Genomic DNA, 21,670 nt, shown 5'->3' with positions numbered 1-21,670 from the left:
ATGTCGCCAATATCCCAGCGTCTAGTTTTTGACGTTATTGCTAGCTTAGTCATAAATATCTGAATAATTAATATTTTATATGAGTCGGAAAAGTATTGTGCCAATTGTTCAACGTTATCTAGCCTTGTTTTTACTGATGTTTTTGCTTCCTTTCAAAGCATTAGCTGCAGGGGAAATAGAAATATCCTTTAATCCAACATTCGGTCTGCCTTACGAAAATGGACAGGTCATTACATACTCAATTGAAGTTCGAAATACGACGATCAGCACGATCAGTGATGTCTCCGTAACGAATGCTATTTGGGATGTGATGTCTGGTTCGAATAGGGCGTTCAGTAGTATCAAGATTACTGATACTCATACGCTAGGAACGAATGCAGGTACTTACTCCTCTAGCAATAGCAACCTGAATGTGACCGGTGCGAACCTATTACCGCTAGGGCGTATTACTTATCAAATTGAAGCGACGGTTGCTGGTGATGCTGCTGAAGATATTGTTCTTGGCAACACCGAAGTAAAAGGAACGGTTTCCGGCACAGAGACGACTTTTACTAACCCAGATACAATTACTTTCCCTCCGGCTGAATACGATTATCTTCTGGAAGAATACGTTAGCCCGACCGAATACGATGTTGGCGGCACACTGACTTATTCTTTAACGGCAACCAATAACGGTGCTTATGCGGTTAAAGGATTAGATATTGAGCAAGAGTTTGCGTCTTTAACAGGACAAAAGTTAGATGGCACAACCGGGAGTGCATTTAGCAGCGTGAGCATTAGTGCCGTCGCTTCATCAGGGAGCGATGCGGGCACCTTTGCAACAACAGGAGATTTGTCAGTCACCGATGCGGAGATCTCTGTTGGTGGTTACATTACTTACACCATCAAAGCAACGGTTGCTGCGGACTTAGTCTCCGATATTGATACCCAAGCAAGCTCCACGACTCGTGCTGGCACGGTCGACGGCAACCCGCTATCAACTCCTCCATCTGATCCTGAAATTGAACTGGGACACACGCTCAATTCAACATCGCCATACCTGCTTAACGGTGAGGTGGATTTTGAATTGAAGGTGAGTAACAACGGTGGCGCGATTGCTCATAATTATCATGTAAAACAAAACATTAAAGACCTAGTTAGCCGCAATGGTTTAGCTAACAATTTATCCCCTTCTTACAACAACACCGATGTGGATGGTAACCCCTTCACGACTTGGGATATCACGGTTTCAAGCATTGGCAGTAACTCACTTTCTGACTACCAAGGCAGCACGCAGACGGATGTCGATTTTGACGATACCGTTTCTATCTATCCGGGTGAGTCGATTACTTACCAAATTAAAGCAACACTAACACCGATTACGATTGGTACTTTGCAAGGCTTTACTGCTTCGGTGACAGATGAGTCTGGTTCGCTAGTCGAGAGCTCCATTATTTCCGATACGGTTGACGCAGAAAAAGTGCTGAGTGTGACGGATTCTGATATCTCTATTTCTAAAACCACTTCTGCATCCGAATATGTACCAGGTGGTGAAATTGAGTACGAAATTACCGTTACAAATGGCTCATCAAAATACTTTGCCAATAACCTGTTAGTTCAAGATAACTTGACGTGTGTTGTTACCGAGCAAGCGGGTGGCGCTGGTGACGGGCAGGCTTTCGAAAAATGGAAAGTTGAAGTCATTTCCGGAGAAGATTCAATTGGTTCTGATCCTGGCTCTTTTAGTTATGGAGCTTGGACATCAAGTCCACTCTCGCTGACACCGGACATCGCACCGGGTAAAACCATCAAGTACAAGCTGACTGCGAAAACCAATGACACCAGCACAGGCCTCATTCTTGATGACGACCCAAGCTGTTCTAACGATAACGTCACTGAAGAAGGCTCGGGTGTTCAAACACCAGATGACAACTTGCGTGCGAGTAAAGATGTAGATAGCCGTTTTTACTCTTCAGGCCAGACTCTTACTTATACCATTACCGTGACGAACGATGGTGATGGTTTTGCAAACCAAGTTCAGGTGCTAGATGACCTGAACTCAGTGAAAACAACCGATATCAACGGCAAAGAAATCAATGCTTATTCGGATTGGACGATCACCGCTGAAGCGTTTAAAGACGATGGTACGCCAGCGACGGCTTCAAATACTGGCATCTCCGGCGAGATCGATTATCCCGATAACTTAAATGTGATAGCAACGCTCCAGCCTCACTCCTACATTGAATACACCATCGTTGCTCAGACTAACCCTTTAGCAAATGGCCATATCTCAAACGAAGTAACTGTTGATGGCTCTGTCTATGCCGATCGAGGCTCTGATCCTCGCGACTTTGCGATTGCGCTAAACAAACGTGTGAAGACGAATACTGACAGCGGGTTTCATGGTGAACAGACTGCGTATTCTAAGCTTGATACCGAAGTCACTTACCAAATCAGCTTAAAGAACGATAAAGAAAACGGTTATGCGACAAATGTTGCTGTAAAAGACACCTTATCTTCGATCTCCGCGAAGATATTGGAACCAGATACGACATCAAAACAAGTGTTCAAATCGTGGACGATCAGTGCGGAGATTATCTCAGATGATCCTCAATTGGATGGCAATCCAGCGTACACCGACGTCGGTACTTTTGCACCAAATACGGATCTAGATACAACGGCACAAATCCCGCCGAATGTTGAAGTGGTTTACACCATCGTGGCACAAATCGACCGCTCAAATGAAAGTGAGATTATATACTCGCGATTTGACAATACAGCAGAAATCAAAACACCGGATTCAACAGTTCAATCATCTGCATCGGATACAGTTATTGTTTACCCTCATGATCCAAAAGTGATTGTTGCGAAAACAACACCAGATGATGCTTTTGTTCCGGGACAATGGGTTAACTTTAAAATCACCATTGTGAACACGGGGCCAGGTTATGCGAACGAAGTACGTGTCACAGATGACATCAAAGGTCTAAATGCGTTCTCGGAATGGGAAATAACTTCGTACACGGATTCCAATAACTCACCTTTTAAAACAGGCAGTTACGATGGTGAAAAGTCGGGCTATCCAAACAATGGAAATATTGATAGTCGCATCGATATCGACCCGAAAGTGAATGGGGTAGAAGGTTACGTTGTTTACAATGTGAGAGGTAAAGTCAAAGACGATTACGTCGAAGATGAAATCTCGAACACAGCTGAAATCTACGATCCATCGACCAATCTAAACCAATCCTCTTCTGCAGAAATTGGTGGGACGAGCAGTGAAAAGCTGAATGTTTCGATTCTGAAAACCGCTGACAAAGTACGTTTTGTCCCAGGCGATGACGTCACTTATGAGATTCGTGTTTTGAACAATGGCGCGAATGTCGAAAATGGTCTTAAGGTCGTTGATTTGCTGACAGAGATTCGCTCTGTTTTAGCGAACGACAAAGACAACCAATACGAAAACTACTCTGATCAATCTCCGTTTGAATACTGGCAGTTTGATTTCGATGACGGTGGCGGTCTTCAACCTCAAACTACCGAAGACTTTATTTACCCACCGGGTGCTGCTTCGAACACAATGACGCTTGAACCGGGCGAGCTTCGTACTTTCCGAATTAAAGCTCACGTAAAAGACAACGTTATTGGTTCTCAAGATTCAATGGGGAACCTAAACGACAAAATTGAAAACGACGCTTACGTATATCGTGATTTTGGTGAAGTGACCGAAGAATCGCACGTTTCTCACCATGAAATGGAGCGCGCTTTCAATGGTGGAGACGTAGTACGAAAACTATTAGTAAATGGCGTAGAGTCTCGTTTCTACTCTCCGGGCGATACGCTTACCTATCAAGTGACGGTTTCTTCTCAAACTGGTTATGTCAATGACCACGCTGTAAGCGAAAACATTACTGGCGTGACGACTCAGTTGTTGGATGGCTCTTTAGCGACGCCATTTGATAAAGGTTTCACCGTCGATGTTTCGAAAGATGACTCAAATGGTGGCGACGGCACAACCGACGGCACATTGGATGGTACTGTTGCGGATAATCAAGACATTAATACTACGATTGATGTGGCTGGCAAAGATTCCGTTACCTTTGAAGTCGTGGGTGTGGTGCGCGAAGATGCAACCGGCACAATTACCATTGGTGGCATCACGGTCATTCCGAACAGCTACCATCTAGCATTCTCCAAGACGGTAGATCAATCAAGCTATGAACCGGGACAACCTCTGGTTTACCGCTTAACGATCGAAAACGATGGTAAGGGCAACGCATACAACATTCCTGTTATCGACCGACTGTCTAATATCATGGTCGATCTTGTCGATGGCACAAGCGGTAAAGCGTTTGACTCGGGTTGGACGGTCGTTCCAAGGATCGTCAGTGGTAGCTCCTCGGCTATTCTCGATCTGGATGGCAAGATTGCTGATAACGCAGACATCGATACTCATGTATCCATCCCTAAAGGCACAACCATTGAATACGTTGTCACAGCTAAGGTGAACAACAACGCCGTCGGTGAGCTCTTGAACTTGCTTACCGTCGATGGTGATACAGTGAGTGCGGATACCAAAGCGTCTGCTGAGAAGTACGACTTCTCTAAACATGTTACCAAAATTTACGATCAGGATGGCACTACCGAGTTAAGTGGTGGTTATACGCCGGGTGGTTACATCGAGTATGAAATCTCACTGAAGAACTTAAATAATGTTCACATTAATGAGATGCCAATCAAGGATGAAATCAGCAAGATCCAGACCGATTACTTCGATGGTAGTGGTAAAGGACGTGCATTTGATTCATGGACCATTGTTACCAGTTTTGATTCGAGTGGCATCAGTGATGCGGGCTCTGTCAGTAACAACAGTGATATCGATACTAAGTTCAACCTAGCAGCTAATGAGTTTGCAACGGGCGGAACCTTTGTTACTTACACGATCAAAGCGAAGATCAGTGAGAAAGCGATAGGTCAAATTCTTAACGTTGCAGTGGTAGACAACAGCCATAACTTACCGTCAGAACCGGTGAACATGCTGCCGGTGAACATTGTTAAGTCGCATAAAGCGTACACTGATACATCATTGGCAACACACAAGACCACCTACAACCATACGACAGATGGCGAAAAGATCGTTTACCACTTGCGTATTGAGAACAATGGTAAAGGTTTGGAGTACAATAAATCACTGAAAGAGTTGTTCTCAAATGTCAAAGTACGTGTTGCGCAAAACGCAGCGGGCGAATCTGACTCACAAACTTTACCGGCATTTGGCCAATATGGTTGGACAGTCACCGCGACTACCTCGGGTGAAGCGACGACACTAATTGATGGCTACACTGGTGGTGCGAATGCAGATATCGATATTTCAGTACTTTCGATCGCGCCGGGTGGTTGGATTGACTTTGTCATGGAGTCACAGATCCGCCAAGATGCGCTCGACCAGATTGTTGCGACACCGAAATACAACGGCAGTAACTTCAATTCCGCGAAAGTTACGCCAGAGGGCAGTAATCTGTCGGTGAGCAAAGAAATTGTCTCAATCGATGGCAAATCTTATGTATCCGGTGACACCTACAAACCTGAAGATGAGGTCATCTACAAATTCACGGTGATCAACACCGAGCCCGTGTGGCGTGACCAAACCGTGATCCAAGATATTGTCTCTAACGTTCGCGTTGAAGTGATCGGTGGGACGACGAAATCAGCGTTCTCAGATACGGATATATCTCATACTTTCACTTCAACAGGTACAACGGGAACCCAAGACACTTACATCGAGTCTTATGATGCGACTGATGATCTTGACCTACTAGTCGATATCGCTCCGGAAGAAGTCATTGAGTTTACGGTTAAAGGAAAAGTTCGCCCGGACGCTCTTGGTGATATCGATGGCAACACAGGTAAAGCAGGCAACCAAAGTGATACAACTGATGTGATTCCACCAGTTGTGCCCGTACTGAACTTCGAGAAGTCAGTGCTGAGTACAACCGCAGACAGCGGCACATGTACTTTCCCATCAACGACTGGCACAGATTGTCACTACAACCCGAACGGCCAAGTTCAGTATCAAGTTAGTGTGACCAACGTGGGTGACAGTATTACCAATGGCGCGACTATCGTTGATGAGCTAAACACCATTAATACATCAGATGGTAAGGCTGCATTCCAAGACTATAGTGTGGCAATCGTAAGTGCGCCTGATCCAGACAGATTCTCAATTACGGGTAATTACCAAGGAACCGTGCCACTGAATGCAGCGTTCGACTTGATGCCGGGTGATACAGTTGTGTTTGAGATTGACGGCACGGTAGCGGCGGATGCGTCTGGCACAATCACAAATATTGCAAAAGTGAATGATGTTGATAGTAATGCGATTGTGTTGGATCCGGGTACTTCAAGCTTAACGGCAGAGAAGTCGACCAGCACACCAACTTACACACCGGGTTCCGAGATTCGTTATGAAATGCGTATTCGAAATGAAACGCTACTAAACGAAGAGATTAACGTTCGAGATTTGATCTCGACATATAAGGTTGAAGTTGCTGATGGCTCTGAACAGACAGCACTTAAAGATTGGGCAGTAACAGCAAGTGTGGTGAGCGACGGTAACGCTTCTGGGTTCCGTGACATTGCACCGCTTCAATCTATCGCAGCCAATACTGACATCGATGTTACCGTGAAAATGAATGGTAAAGTTGATGGCGGTGCAGAAAGTGAAATCCTAATCGAAGTCGTTGGTCATGTTCGTGATGATGCCGTTGGTGAGTTTACAAACCAACTACAAGGTAAACTGAATTCAGGAACCAAGTACTTCACATACAACCTCAAAGAAAAAGTTATCGTCCCAGAGCCGGGAAGCCTTGCTGTGACTAAAGTCACCTCAATCACCCCTGCGATTTACCATCCGGGCGATACCATTGGTTACGACATTGAGGTGAAAAATACCGGTACAGGTTATGCGACCGATGTGTTGATTTCAGACCTTTGGAAGACGATTCGAGCAGAGAAGGCAGGGGCGACATTACCTGTGCGCGCGTTTGATTCTTGGTCAGCAACATCAGTGACTGTCGATGGTACAGATCCAACGCTGACTCAACCAATTGCGGGCTCTGAGGTAACTGGCGACAATGGTTATCAGATTCGTTACAACATTCACCCAGACCACACAGTGAAACTTCATGTCGAAGGTGTTGTAAAAGCGGACCTTGTTGGCGATATCACCAACGTAGTAGAAGTGAGCGATTCAAGCAGCTCGCAAACTGCGGATGCGACTTACGTGGCGGCAACGGCTGATCTCACAGTCGATAAAACGGTCGATAAGAGCCAATACGAATCAGGTGACAAGCTGACTTATACCATCAAGATCGAAAACACGACAGCCAACTGGGCGAGTGATGTGGCGATCAAAGATCTGGTCAACGACATCACTTCAACCAGTATTACTGGCGCGACAGTAAAAGCGTTTGAATCTGGCACCATCTTCTTCAATGCATCTTCACAGACGGGTGACACCAAGTTCCCATCGTCCACTGGTGAGTTTTTAGATGGCAGCTTGGACATCGGTCCAAATGATGTGGTGACGCTGACTGTTGAAGGTGAGCTTGACCCTGAAGTCGTAGGTGACGTGACTAACCAAGTGGAAGTCACTTACAACGGTGCAACAAAAACAGCAGAGGCAACCAGCACCGCGAAGATCCCAGATTTAACCTTCACCAAAGAGCCAATGGTCGAGTTTTATAGCCCTAACCAAGCGGCAGGTTACATCCTGAAAATCGTCAATGAAGGCAACAGCTACGCGAATGACATCAACCTAAAAGATGAAATTGGTGCGCTAACCGTGAACACCATTGATGGCACGGCGAACCAAGCCTTCCTGCAATGGGCGGTTCAGTATGTTACGGGCAGTTCACTGACCACAGTCGATGCTAACTCACTTGTTGTCGATAAGGATATCGATTACAACATCGACCTCGCACCGAACGACACCATTACCCTTTACGTTATTGGCCTAGTCAATACAGAAGCGACAGGCGACATAATTAACACCGCAACGTTGAATCACAACAGTAAAGACGTGACGGCAACGGCAACGTTGAAACCGCGTCCGGGCGATATTGTTCTGGAGAAAACCACCGATGAGCGTTACTACCAACCGGGAGAGTTCTCTACATTCCGTGTCAAGGTGACCAACAACGGTTCTGGCTTTGCGGCCGATGTAAAAGTCGAGGACATCATTTCTTCACTCGAAGTGGAAACCTCGGGTGGGGCAATGGAACCAGCGTTGAATGATTGGACTATCGTGACCACTAAAGGCGACCCACGTACCAACATAGAAACGGTACCGGGACCAAACGGTGACATTTCTACCAACCTTGATATTGCACCTGGCGACACGGTTGAATTTGCTATCACAGGTACAGTCAACAGTAGTGCGGTAGCCAACATCGTTAACACAGCGACGGTTGAGTTTGGTGGTGCGACTACCGATGCAACGGCAACGCTAGAAACCCTACCTGAAGAGGTTTGGATAGAGAAAACAGCCGAATCGCCAATTTATATTCCGGGTGAGGAAGCGGTGTTCCATGTTCGCGTTTACAACGGTACTGATGGCTTCGACAACGACATTGAGCTCGATGACATTCTGTCAGGTATTAAAGCGGTCAATATCTACGGTGTAAACGAACGTGCTTTCGAGAGTTGGAAGATTGAGACGACTAACAATGACAGTCGAACAACGATCACGCCAATGCCAGTTGATGACCAAGATATTCGTTCGGTGATCGATATCGCGCCACATGACATTGTTGAGTTCACCATTACGGCGAAAACCAATCCATTGGCAGCGAGTGAAATCACTAATACGGCAATTGCAGATTTAAACGGCACCACACAGCAATCAAGTGCAACGATTCAACCTCAATCGCAAGGTATCTCTATCGAGAAAACCGCTGACACTGAGTTCTATATTCCGGGCAAAGAAGCGACGTTCCGCGTCAAAGTGAAGAACGAAGGTACGGTGCCAGCAACAGACGTCGAGGTGAAAGATGCCATCAGTGATCTTGAAGTGGTTCGCTTAGATGGCACGACAGTCAAAGCGTTCGATTCGTGGCGTATCGAAGTGAACAAGGGCAGTTCCGATACTGATATTACCAATATTCCAAGCGTAAATACCGACATCGATTCAACGCTGACCATAGCAGCGAATGATGAGGTTGAGTTTGTTATCACTGGTTTGGTGAATCAGTACGCAACGGGCGAGATTGAGAACACGGCAAGTGCGGTGTTCCGCGGTGAAACTCAAGAAGCAAGCGCGATGCTATTGGCGATGCCAGAATCGGTCAAGCTAGAGAAGACCGTCGATGATGAGTACTACCGTCCGGGTGAAAACGTCACTTACCACGTGGTGTTAAGTAATGAATCTGGCTCGTTTACCGAAGAGATAGTACTTAAAGATCTTATCTCAGAGTTGAAGGTGAATACGATTCATGACACCGAAGCGCCAGCGTTTACCAGTTGGAGCATGACAAGCTCATACAGTGACGATCGCACCATCGTGTTACCACAGATTCAAGGTGACAATTTGGATGTGAATAGCCGTGTGATTATTGCGCCAAACGATAAGTTGGACATTGAAATCACGGGTGTGGTGAACGCCGACGCAATGGGAGAAATTACCAACCACGCTTATGCCTACGATAAGTCTGAAAGTGATGTACTTGCTGATGATTTCGTGACCATCAAGCCACAACCGATCATCTTATCGGTAACCAAAGTGGCAGATAAAGCGGAATACACCAACGACGACGATGAAATCACCTTCACGATGACGGCGTCCAACCGAGGCTCTGCAGATGCGGAGAGCGTCAACCTGTTGGATGAAATCGACAAGCTCATCGGCAACAACGGAAACCCGTTGTTCACGACATGGAAAGCGACCATCACCGAACTCAAGTCTGGTGTAGTGGTGTCGGTTGATTCAGACAGTAATGTCGATTCTAACCACACCATGAAGGCGTACCAAGGTAATGAATATGAAATCGTAGTGACGGGTGAAATCAACCAAGGTATCGACGATAACTTTACCAACGTGTTCACTGCCGCTGCGTCAACGGGTGAGACTGCCTCAGCCAACGTCACGATTAAGGTTAAGAAACAAGCTTACAACGAAGGCATGCTGAAAGTGACCAAGGTAGCGAGCAAGTCAGAGGCGAGCGTCGGTGAAGTTGTCGAGTACGAAGTCGTGATTACCAATGAAAACGACAACCCATTCACGGGTGTACGTTTGGTTGACCGCTATCCGGGCGGCTTTGCTTACATTCCAGACTCGACTGAGATGATTAACAGTGGTCCTGATGGCGTATTTGATACCTCGGATGACATCCAAATCACCGTAGAGCCAACGAAGACCAATCAACTGTTCTTCGAAGTCGGCGACATGAATATTTACGGCAAGGGCGATTCGAAAACCGCTGATGCTGTTCGTATCCGTTACCTAATGCGTGTAAGCGTCGGTGCTACCTTTGGCGTTTACACCAACACAGCATGGGCCGAAGCGCCACCGGCAGAAAGCTTCTCGGCACAAAACACCACGACCAATTACGTTGTGAAGTCGAACCTTGCCAGTGCAACGGTCGAAATCATGCCAGACAAGGTATTCGATACCGCTTCAATCATCGGCAAGGTGTTCGAAGACCACAACGGTGACGGTTTCCAAGCAGACGCAACGGCAGATGACATTTACATCGATGTCGACCTTGCCGCGGGCGACTACGTACCGGGGTCGACCTTCATTACTCAAGATGGTGTTGAAACTCAACTGAAAGATGTGAAGGTGAAGCATAAAGGCCAAGACGTCGTGATGTCGAGTGTGGACAAAGGCTATGAAGTCGATGAGCTGTTCGGTCTATCTCGTAACCGTACCCTCGAACACAGCAACAAAGTGGTGTTCCAGTTTAATACACGAACTCGCCAAGGCTTCCCTTTCAAGGTGACAACGGATAACGGCACGCACATCGAGTTCGATAAGCAAGGTAACGCGATTACCAAGCACAAAGGAGATAAGAAAAAAGGTCTGTCGGCAGAGAACATCGACGTGGTGAGAAACCTCTACCGAGATGGTGATATGTACCTATGGGAAATCATCGTAGAGAACAAAGGACTTTACGAAGACGGTATCCCAGGCGTTCGACTGCTAACGGTCGAAGGCATCATCATCGAGACAGACCAATATGGTCGATACCACGTTCCAGAACAGTGGGTGTTGAATAAAAAAGGTAAGCAGTTCTTGGTCAAAGTTGACACAGACTCGCTACCGACAGGCATGAAGGTGGTCAGTGAGAACCCGAAAGTACGCCGAATCACACCAAACAAACTGACGAAATTTAACTTCAGTATTCAAAGCAGTGGGGATGATTAACCGTTCGCAGTACAGACGCAGGCTGGGCCAGTTCCAGCCAACCACTCAAGCGGTTAAGCAGGATTATTATGATTAGATTTAGACAATCAAGACTGACAATGTGTATCGCGGCTGCGTTGCCAATACTTTCGTACGCGAAAGACACCAGCCAATTGGAGAAACTTGACAGTGACTCACTGGGTATTGAAGTAAAAGCTCACGAACAAACGGATAACTCGCGTATCTACCTAGACCAAGGTGCGATTTGGGTAAGCCGCGACATCATGCGATTTGACCCAGTTCTCGACCTGAGCATTAGCAGTGATGTTGAAGTGAAAGATGGCAAACCATTGCAAGAAATGAGTTTTGCTATCACAACCAACTTCAGCTACTACGTCGACCATTACCAACTGGAAGTCTTCCGTGGTGGTGACCGTGGCTTGGTTGACCCTTTAGCAGTGGTAGAAGGTCAGCAATTTGCTAACGATTTCAACATTGTTTGGGATGGCACGACCGACCAAGAGTATCAATTTGAATCCAACACGCAGTTGTTATTCCGTTTAAAAGCCTTTGATAAAGACGGCAACATGGACGTAACGACGGTTGGTGTGATTGACCTTGTCGAGCCAGATTCTGAGGTCGATATCGATAAGAACGACGGCGAAGAAGAGCAAAGCCGCAAGCTCGGCAAAGCTCAGTTGATGCGTCACAACATTCCTACCTCTGCGGGTCTGGCTAGATTCATGGGTACAGGACTAAAAGGCGTCGATAAAGTCGTAATTGGCGAAGACGAGTTTGATGTGGAAGAGGGCGAGCTATACGCAGAACAATACTTGCCAGCAGATGCGTATCTGTTCCCAACTCGCGTGGTATTCGACAGCGGTGAAGAGCGTCGCTACCAACTGTACGTGCGTATTCCTGATGAGTATTGGGTGCAAGCGGGTCTTGCAGATTTCTACATCGGTAAAAATAAAGTGACGGGTAACTCCGCCGCATTAGCCGTCGACGAGCAATACCAAGATGACATCTATAACCAAGGGCGCTTGGCGTACTTTGGTCAGGGTAAGTTTGGCGACAAACTCAGAGTTACCACTCACTTTGATACTAAAGAGAGTGACGTTCGAGACATGTTTAAGAACCCGTTTGCCTCTGAGTCTTCCAGCGTATTCGACATTCTCGAAGACGACGATGAGATGTATTACGGCAACTATGGTGACAGCTCCAACATCTACAAAGTGGTGAACACCAAAGGTAAGGTTTACCTCAACGTTGAGTACGACAAATCCAATGTGTTGTGGGGTAACTACAACACCGGCATTACTGGCACCGACAACAACGATTACAACCGTAGTTTATACGGCTTCAAAGGGGATTACCGTACTCGTTCAACCACCAAGTTTGGTGAAGATCGCTTAAACATTGTGGGTTTTGCGGCTGAATCTGACTCACTCTTCGCTCACGATGAATTCCTCGGTACAGGTGGTTCGTTGTACTTCTTGCGTCATGGTGAAGTGGTACCGGGCAGTGACAAAGTAATGGTGAAAGTTGTCGACCCAGACAGCAGCATCACTGTGCAAGAAATGCCGCTGCAATCGGGGCGTGACTATGAAATCGACCCGTACCAAGGCCGCATTATTCTGACCAGACCGCTGAACAACATCATTTCGGATAACTTCGGCACTGTCATCAACGACCAACCAGCATCGGGCTATGACAACTACCTTTCGGTGGACTACGAATACGTTCCTCAAGGCAGTGACGCGCTTGACGCAATGACTGCTGGTGGTCGTGTGAAAGGTTGGGTGAACGACTACATCGGTGTGGGTGCAAACTACCAAACCGAAGAAAAAGACAACCAAGACTACGAAGCGTACGGCACGGACTTAACCTTGCGTGCATCAGAAGGTACGTACTTGAAAGCCGAATTCGGACACAGTAAAGGTCGTCAAACCGATTCCAACTACGTATCTTTCGATGGCGGCTTAACCTTTACTCCGATTGGCAGCAATGCGGAAGATCGTGAAGGTGATATCTACCAAGTGAAAGGGGTGATGAACCTTTACGACTTAGCTCCTAACGTATTCTCTGCGGTAGGTAACGATGTTAAAGCTTGGTACAAATCCAAAGATGCAGGTTACAGTTTTGCCAGCCAAGATGACGACTTAGAGCAAGAGTCTTATGGCACCGAAATTCGTTTCCAAGCCACTGACCGAGTTGCGGTGAAGACGCGCTTTACCTCGGTTGAAGAGCGTGAATCCGATGGTGATTTGCGAACGGATACCCAGCAAGCGGAATTGGAAACTCAAGTTAAAGTCACCAAACACATCAAGATCTCGGCAGCGGGTAAACAAGTTGAAGAGCTAAACAACCAAGATGAAAAAGGCAAAGGGACTTTAGCAGGTCTGCGTGCTGACTACATCTGGGACAGCGACAACAACGTGTACATCAAAGGCCAGAAAACTGTGGGCCAAACCGACGAATACGACGAGAACGACAGCGTCACGCTAGGTGGTGAAACCCGCATTCTAGAAGACTTTGTGGTTGGCGCGGAATACACCACTGGCGATCGCGGTGATGCCGCAGAAGCGAGCGTGACGTATGACGTAACGGAAGATTACAGCACCTACTTAACCTACGTAGATGACACTTACGAAGGCAAAAACAACGTGATTGTCGGTCAACGTGCAGACCTGACTTCAACCGTCGATTTCTACCAAGAAAACCAATTTGTAGATGAGAACAACGGCAAAGGCCGTATTGACTCGTTTGGTTTTGGTTACGACATGAATGATGATATCGACATGGGTATCGGCTACCAAAAAGGCGAAATCGAAGACGACCAGAAGATCACCACAGAGCGTCAAGCGGTGAGTGTAAGCACTTCGATTGATGTGGATGACGTATTGTTCAAGAACAAAGTCGAATACCGTGTCGACAAGACTGATGATTCCGCAGACCCAGATAAGAAACGTGTCGACCAATGGGTGACGACTAACCGTTACACACATCATCTAACGGAAGAGTACACCTTGTTTGGTAAGTTCAACTACTCACGCTCAGAGAGCAAATCGAGCGATAAAGTATTGGCTCGTTTTATTGAGTCGACCGCAGGTTTGGCATATCGCCCAATCTACAATGACCGTTTGAACGTACTCTCTCGCTACACGTATTTGGTGGACTTCGACCAACTTAACCGCGATGTGGATTACAAAGATGAAGAAAGCCACATCATCGAAATCGAAGGTATCTACTCGTTGGATGCAAACTGGGATTTAGGCGCGAAATACGCTTATAAGGACAAGCATGAAATTTTCACTCGTCAGTCAGGCGAAGACATTCCAGTCGACAGTAAAATTTCTCTCTACGGTTTGAGTGCCTCTTACCGTGTTATGAAAGACTGGGACGTGACTGGTGAGTACCACTGGAAGACGGACAGCACCTATGACGAACTAGAGCAGGGCGCATTGGTCTCGGTTAACAAACATTTGAGCGACAACTTCAAAGTCGGCGTGGGTTATAACTTCTCAGGCTTTGATGGCAACCTAGCGAATGATGACGATTACGATGCATCAGGCGTGTTCATTAACCTAGTTGGTAAGTTATAAGAGGGCGATATGAAAACGACGATTCGTTTGTTAAGCGGCATGATCGCAGGGGCAATATTGGCAGGTTGTTCGGCGGATGCGTATGTAAGCCAAGAGAACCGAGAAAAGTTTGCCGATGTCAATGTCTCCAAGTTTTTGATCAGTGAATGTTTAGCACCGCAACGCGAAATCCATATTGCGGTTGCCGAGCATTTTGATTTCGATAAATCCATCATTCGTGAAGCCGATGCGGCAAGCCTAGATGCGTTCATCCGTGATATTCAAGGCTTGAGCGGGCGCATCACGATTGTTGGTCACACCGATTATAAAGGTTCTGACGAATATAACGAGAAGCTGTCTATGCGCCGCGCTGAATCGGTAGAAGCGTATCTCCAGCAACAACTCGATCCAGAGCAATACGATTGGGAAGTGAAGCACTTTGGTGAGTCGCAGCCGCTAGCGTTGGGTAAATCGGATCAAGCGCGTGCTGAAAACCGTCGTGCTTATGTGATGTTTGAAGAGGCGAAGAAGTACGAAGAGATGCCTTTCTGTGAGCCGCCAAAACCAGAACGTAAGATCTACATGGCGATGACACCACACTTCGATTTCGATAAGTCGGAATTAAAACCGGAAGACCTTTCACAATTAGATGATTTCATCGCAAAACTGCAAGGTTTAGAAGGTAGCATTATGGTAGCTGGTCATACCGACCAAGTCGGCTCGCTCTTTTATAATGAACAATTGGCGGAGCGAAGAGCGCAAACCGTGGTGGCGTATCTCAAGACGAAACTCGATCCATCGCAGTTTGTGTGGGAAGTAAAAGCCTTTGGTGAGCTTCAACCTGTGATCAACGAGGAATCTCCAGAAGCCAATGCTTTAAACCGCCGTGCGTTTATCGTATTTAAAGAAAGCGAACTGGGGCAACCGACTGAATAATTTGGTAAGGTTGTCCTCTCGCAAGCTAGCTATCTGTTTTCTGAGCGATATTTAGCATGAAAGGTCAACCTATCTAAACCAAACAGGGAGTCGGGTAATGGAGAAAGTGCAGTTAGTCGTCGATTTTCTTCTCACTCACAAAATTTTATTTTCCGCATTAATCCTGCTGTTTATCATTGTTCTACGTCGTTTGATTCTGTCTCGAATTCGTGGCGACGATGCCTTCATTACGGAAGAACAACGCAGTTGGATGTCGAGAACCAAAAACGGCACATTTGCTCTCACTCTGATTCTGTTGTTCATCTTATGGCAATCAGAAATCAGCGAGTTCGCCCTAAGCGTTACGGCGATTGCAGTGGCGATTGTGGTCGCATCTAAAGAGATTATTCTTTGTTTTACCGGTTCGATTCAGCGAGCCAGTTCGCGTTCATTCCGCATTGGTGACTGGATTGAAGTTGGCAAGCTGTGTGGTGAGGTTATTGAGCACAACATGATGGCGACAGTGATTCAAGAAATCGACCTGCATCATGGGCAATACCACTTCACGGGGAAAACCGCGACGTTGCCCAACAGCATGTTCTTTACCTACCCAGTGAAGAACCTCAACTTCATGAAGCGTTACGTCTACCATGACTTTTCTGTTGTGGTGAAAGACTTCGTCAATCTCTACCCACTTTTGCCTTTACTGACCGATAAGATTGATGAACATTGCAGTTACTTTGCCGATGTTGCTCACCGTTACAACGCGATGATCGAGAAGCACGCTGGTGTCGATCTACCGGGTGCAGAGCCGCACATCCATATCTCAAGCAACATCAATGGTGAGCAAATCCTGCATATCATGATTTTCTGCCCGACTGACAAGGCAAACCATTTAGAGCATCTGATTCGTAAAGACTTTATGGAGCTTTATGAACAGCGATTTCCAATGAATACTGAGCATTAAGTTCTTACTCAATAATCATCTGGCAAATGTTAACCCTCGCTTTTCACAGTGAGGGTTATTTTCATGTATTCAATTATCGTAACGACAAATAATCTTAATGGATCGAGGCGCATATAATCGCTAAATTACGCCTCGCAACCTATCCGCACAACTTACGCTTGCTGCTAAGCACTAAAAATTACTACTAACTAAGACTACATAGATGGTCACGCCTAAAAGGCACTGGTTGCAATTACGGCTGTTCGTTTAACAGCTCACTCCCCCATTTATAATAAGATGCTCCATGCAAACTGGCTTTACACTCAAATTTGCACCTGCCCAACGTTTATTGGCAGTGGTGAGTCAATGGCGAGCGAGCTCCAAGTCCTATTTAACGGATTTGGCGTCTATTGCTTTGCTGTTACTTCCGCTGACTTTGTCTAATGCGTTGGCCATATTTCTCGGACACGTTTTCAGGCTTACCGGTTTGGCTGATTTGTCGCAGTTGTTATTCCATGTCTCCGACATTTTGATCAACCTCTATCCAAGTGCGTTTTGTGTCGTGGCAGGATATTACCTTTCACACAAAACCAATGTTTCGAGCGCACTGTTCATCATCTACTCGCTGATCATGTTTTATTTGGTCTCGATAGAAAACAGCAGCTTGTCTGCGACTTATATGCTGCCAAACAACCCGTTGCTCGCTTTATTGAGCGCGACGATGACGTACGTGTATTGCAGCCTATTCAAGATACGTTTGTTAGAGCCGCAAGCCCTCGATTTCTCGTCCCGTTTGCTCAAACACGTGGTGCACTTCTTTTTGTTTGTGCTGGTGGCCTTGGTCATGTCCCACTTCACCGCGATTTTTATGGCGTTGTTTGGTGGCATGGTCCGTGATTTGGGTGTCGACCCACTGACGCTCACTGGCGGATTGATGTATCAAACCGTGCTTGGGTTACTTGGCTCGATTGGCATCAACGGACACAACTTGCTGTTTGCGATTAAGCAGCAGATCTTTGCTGCCACCGAAGCCAATATGATGGCTTGGCAAGCAGGGGATGCGCCACTCAACGTCATTAGCCAAGGCTTTTATGATGCATTCATGTCGATGGGCGGCTCTGGTAACTCGATTAGCCTGTTGCTGTGCGTGCTGATGTTCGCGAGAGAGCGTAACCATCTGATGCTTGCTCTGGCAGCAATGCCACTGGTGATTTTCAACATCAACGAAGTATTGCTATTTGGTCTGCCGATCATCTTTAACCCGATCCTGATCGTACCTTTTGTTCTGGTGCCTTTGGTGAGTTTTGTTATCACCTATTCGTGTATTTCGTTTGGTTTAGTGCCACCGGTAGAGAACATCGTGAACTGGATGACGCCACCCATTTTCAGCGGTTACATGGCAATGGGAAATCAAATTGAAGGCTCAATTCTGCAAGCGTTGATCATTGTGTTGGGTGTTTTCATTTACCGCCCATTTTACTTGGCATACGCAGGGAAGTTTTCAGCGCAGTTTCGTGCGAACACCGCCTATACCGGTATTGAGAGCTCGATATTCAAATCATTGTTGAACAACGTAAGAGACTCCAATAACTCCAGTATCAGCAAATCGACGGCACAAAAGCGTTTAACCACGATATTGCGAGAAGGTGAGTTGGTGATGTTTTATCAAAAACTTCAGTCGACTAAGAAAGTTAACGTGTTCTCTTATGAAGCGTTACTTCGTTATATCGATAAAGACGGAAACCTTTGCCCACCGACGTTTGTGAGTGACTTCCAAATGCTCAACTCAATGCCGCTGTTGGATAAGTTGGTCATTGAAAGAGTGTTGGCAGATATGCAGCAAATGACGCTGTCCAAAGATCGCCGTATTGCCATCAACATCGCAGTAGCGACAATTGAGCAAGAAGAGTTTGTGCCGCACCTACTATCGCGTTTAGCCCACTACGGCATTTCGCCAGAATGGTTGGAAATTGAAATTACCGAAGAAGCGATTCTTAGCAATAAGGTGTTTTTGATTAAGACCATGGAAGCACTGCAAGCTCAAGGCATTCGTATCGCTATGGATGACTTTGGTACGGGCTATGCGTCGTTCCCGCATTTGCTGAAATACCCATTTGATAAGATCAAGCTCGACCGCTCTCTCTTGCTCGATGCCAACGATCAAAAGGGCAGAGACCTCTATGAGTTGGTCGCAAAGTTGGGCCACATTACTCATTGTGAAGTGGTCGCAGAAGGGGTGGAAACCCAACAAGAGTACGATTTTGTGAAAGGCTGTGGTGTCGATAAAGTGCAAGGTTATTTCTTTGCTCGCCCGTCACCGCTGGTGGATATCCTTGGTGAGCAACAAGACAAGCCACTTTTATCGTCACAATCACAAAGTCGAGTGGAAATATAGACTTGCTGACGCTAATGTGCGCCTCCTTGCTTAAATAGCAGGCGAAATAACAAACGACGTTGACCCAAGAAACAACGCGTTTAACCAGACTAAAAGAGTACGAGGGTCCTAGCTTGTGCTCTTTTTGTTTGGATGATAACAACAAGTTGGCTATGGCTACCTTTGTTGAGTGACTATTCGCAACGTTGAACGATCAACGCTTTGTTACTCGAATGATACCGTCCTCGACGAGCATGTCGAAACTCTCCCTCATTGCGAAACAAACTAAACGGATTTAATTGCGGCGAACTTCCTGAACGGCTCTTTGAGTCGTACTTTGATGGATTTACTTAGCCAAATGAATAATCGATACATTAATCGGCTTTTTACTTTAATTTCTTCCAATTCATATATTAACGGTTTGTGTAATGTCCTTGTGATGTTATTGCCCGTGTCGCTTATTTCAGCATTTAGTACCTTGCTGAGTAATCTGTTTATGATTGCTGGTTATGAACAACTTGGCATCACGATAGGCACGGCAAGCGCGATCATTTGGAAGCTTTTCCCGATCTTACTGTTAGTGTATTTCTCGCAGTTTCTTTCTTCTTTGCTGAAAGTCTCTCGCGTAAATGTCATCACGCCATCGCTGATGGTTTACTTTATCGTGTGTAACGAATGGGGTTTGCTGCAAGAAGGCACTGTCGTTCCGAGTAACTATCCACTGGCGATACTTGTACCAACAGTGATCGCTTGGTCTGTACGTGTGATGCAAAACCGAAAATGGTTCATGCGTTCAGAGCTGCCAAATGTGGTGGATCAGTCATACAACCTTGTGATGGCAACCGTTGTATTGGTGGTTGGATATTCCGCTCTTGGCTACGTGCTAGGCAAGGCGGTTTGCGCAGCGGATATCGCGAGTTTTCTGCTGCCAGAACTTGATCCGAACTCTTTGCTTGATGGCATTATCTATGAGTTTGTACGTAACCTGTTTTGGTCGATTGGCATCAATGGTCACATCATCTTTGCGCCTTACAAAGCAGAGCTGTATGAGACAACGCGTGTCGCGATAGAGAACCACGAAGCGCTTGGCACACCACTGCCAATTCTAACCACCAACTTCTATGACTTTTATGCGGGAATGGGTGGGGCAGGAAACACCATTTCTCTGGTGCTGTGTATGCTGTTTCTGACCAAGAATCGCAGTTACAAAGCATTGGCGGCGACGGCGTTAGTATTGAGCTTGTTCAACATCAACGAACCGATCATTTATGGCTTACCAATCATGTTCAACCCAGTCATGATTGTGCCGTTTCTGATTGCACCTATTGTCGGCCTTATCATTGCGTACATTGCTACAGTGATGGGCTTAGTTGCGCCGATAACAGAAATCATGAGCTGGATGACACCGCCATTAGCCAGTGGTTACATCGGCACAGGTTACACTTGGACGGGCGCGATATTACAGCTGATCATTATTCTGGTCGGCATCGTGATTTACTATCCGTTCTTTAAGCAGATGGACAAAATTGGCAGCTCAAACGCTTTGTTTGCGAAGTCAGTCTCTGATGATTTCTTCAACTATGAGGGCTTAGACAACGGCAAAGTCGCGGGGGCTTTCTTCCCAGAGATCACCAATAAGTTTGCTGCTCAGAAACGCATCAGCGATTTGAAGAAACACGGTGAGTTCGTACTGTTCTACCAACCGCAGGTAAACGCTCGCACTGGGGAGATTCGTTCGCTTGAGGTGTTGATTCGCCATCGCTCTGAAACGGGTGAGATCACGCCTCCAACGTTTCTCGAAGATTTTGCCAAAGTCGGTTTGATGAGTGAGTTGGACTTGTGGGTGGTAGAAACGACGCTACGAGAAGTTGCGCCGTTAGCGAATCGACCAAGCTTTAAAGTGTCGATCAACCTATCTCCAGAAACGTGTTTGGTGCCAGATTTCACAGAGAAAGTGTTGATGATGATTAACCAAAGCGCGCTTTCTTACTCGCAAGTTGAGTTTGAAATTACAGAAGACATGCTGATTCAAGATGAGCACCGTACCCACCGTGTGTTGAGTGAGTTACGAGAAGCAGGAGTGAAGATCGCGCTTGATGATTTTGGCTCCGGCTATTCGTCGATCGGCTACTTGTCGAAATACGATTTTGATAAGGTGAAAATCGACCGCTCTTTAGTGCTCAACCTTGATAACAAGAACGGAAGAGAGTTGTTCAGATTGACAGCTAAACTGGTGAAAATCACTGGGGCAGAAACCGTTGCGGAAGGCATCGAAACGGAGCGTGAGTTAGAGTTTATGGCAGAGCAGGGGATTGATTTGATTCAGGGCTTCTACTTCTATAAACCCATGCCGTTTGATGACATTACGAAACTCGAATACACCCAATCAGATGACAGTTCAGAGTACGATCACTTCTCGTTTTAACTCTTGAACTACAGATACAACTAAGGGAAGCCACTGTGCTTCCCTT

The 21,670-nt window shown here is 46.4% G+C and carries 6 protein-coding genes; all 6 read left to right on the top strand.

The features are described from left to right. The first annotated feature begins 136 nt into the window (after positions 1–136). The 6 genes from KJB05_RS25605 (at position 137) to KJB05_RS25580 (ending at position 21,624) form a co-directional block, all read left to right on the top strand. Positions 137–11,401 (top strand): DUF11 domain-containing protein, encoded by an 11,265-nt coding sequence (locus tag KJB05_RS25605; protein ID WP_244142886.1) that lies wholly within the window; start codon positions 137–139, stop codon positions 11,399–11,401. Positions 11,402–11,469: 68 nt separating this feature from the next. Beyond that, entirely contained in the window at positions 11,470–14,985 is a 3,516-nt protein-coding gene (locus KJB05_RS25600; protein ID WP_208444300.1) for a hypothetical protein, read from the top strand. A 9-nt stretch (positions 14,986–14,994) separates the two neighbouring features. Continuing rightward, positions 14,995–15,900, top strand: a complete 906-nt coding sequence (locus KJB05_RS25595) for an OmpA family protein (protein ID WP_208444299.1) — start codon at positions 14,995–14,997, stop codon at positions 15,898–15,900. A 97-nt stretch (positions 15,901–15,997) separates the two neighbouring features. After that, complete coding sequence (locus tag KJB05_RS25590; RefSeq protein WP_005441240.1) at positions 15,998–16,846, top strand: mechanosensitive ion channel family protein; 849 nt, start codon at positions 15,998–16,000, stop codon at positions 16,844–16,846. Positions 16,847–17,129: 283 nt separating this feature from the next. Continuing rightward, the gene (locus KJB05_RS25585; protein ID WP_045479639.1) at positions 17,130–19,220 is read left to right on the top strand and encodes an EAL domain-containing protein; all 2,091 of its coding nucleotides are present in this window, start codon (positions 17,130–17,132) and stop codon (positions 19,218–19,220) included. A 337-nt stretch (positions 19,221–19,557) separates the two neighbouring features. Then, the gene (locus KJB05_RS25580) at positions 19,558–21,624 is read left to right on the top strand and encodes an EAL domain-containing protein (protein ID WP_208444298.1); all 2,067 of its coding nucleotides are present in this window, start codon (positions 19,558–19,560) and stop codon (positions 21,622–21,624) included. The last annotated feature ends 46 nt before the right edge of the window (positions 21,625–21,670 follow it).

The organism is Vibrio sp. B1ASS3, from assembly GCF_905175355.1.
Taxonomy (GTDB): Bacteria; Pseudomonadota; Gammaproteobacteria; order Enterobacterales; family Vibrionaceae; genus Vibrio; species Vibrio owensii.
This window is presented reverse-complemented; position numbering and strand designations above follow the sequence as displayed.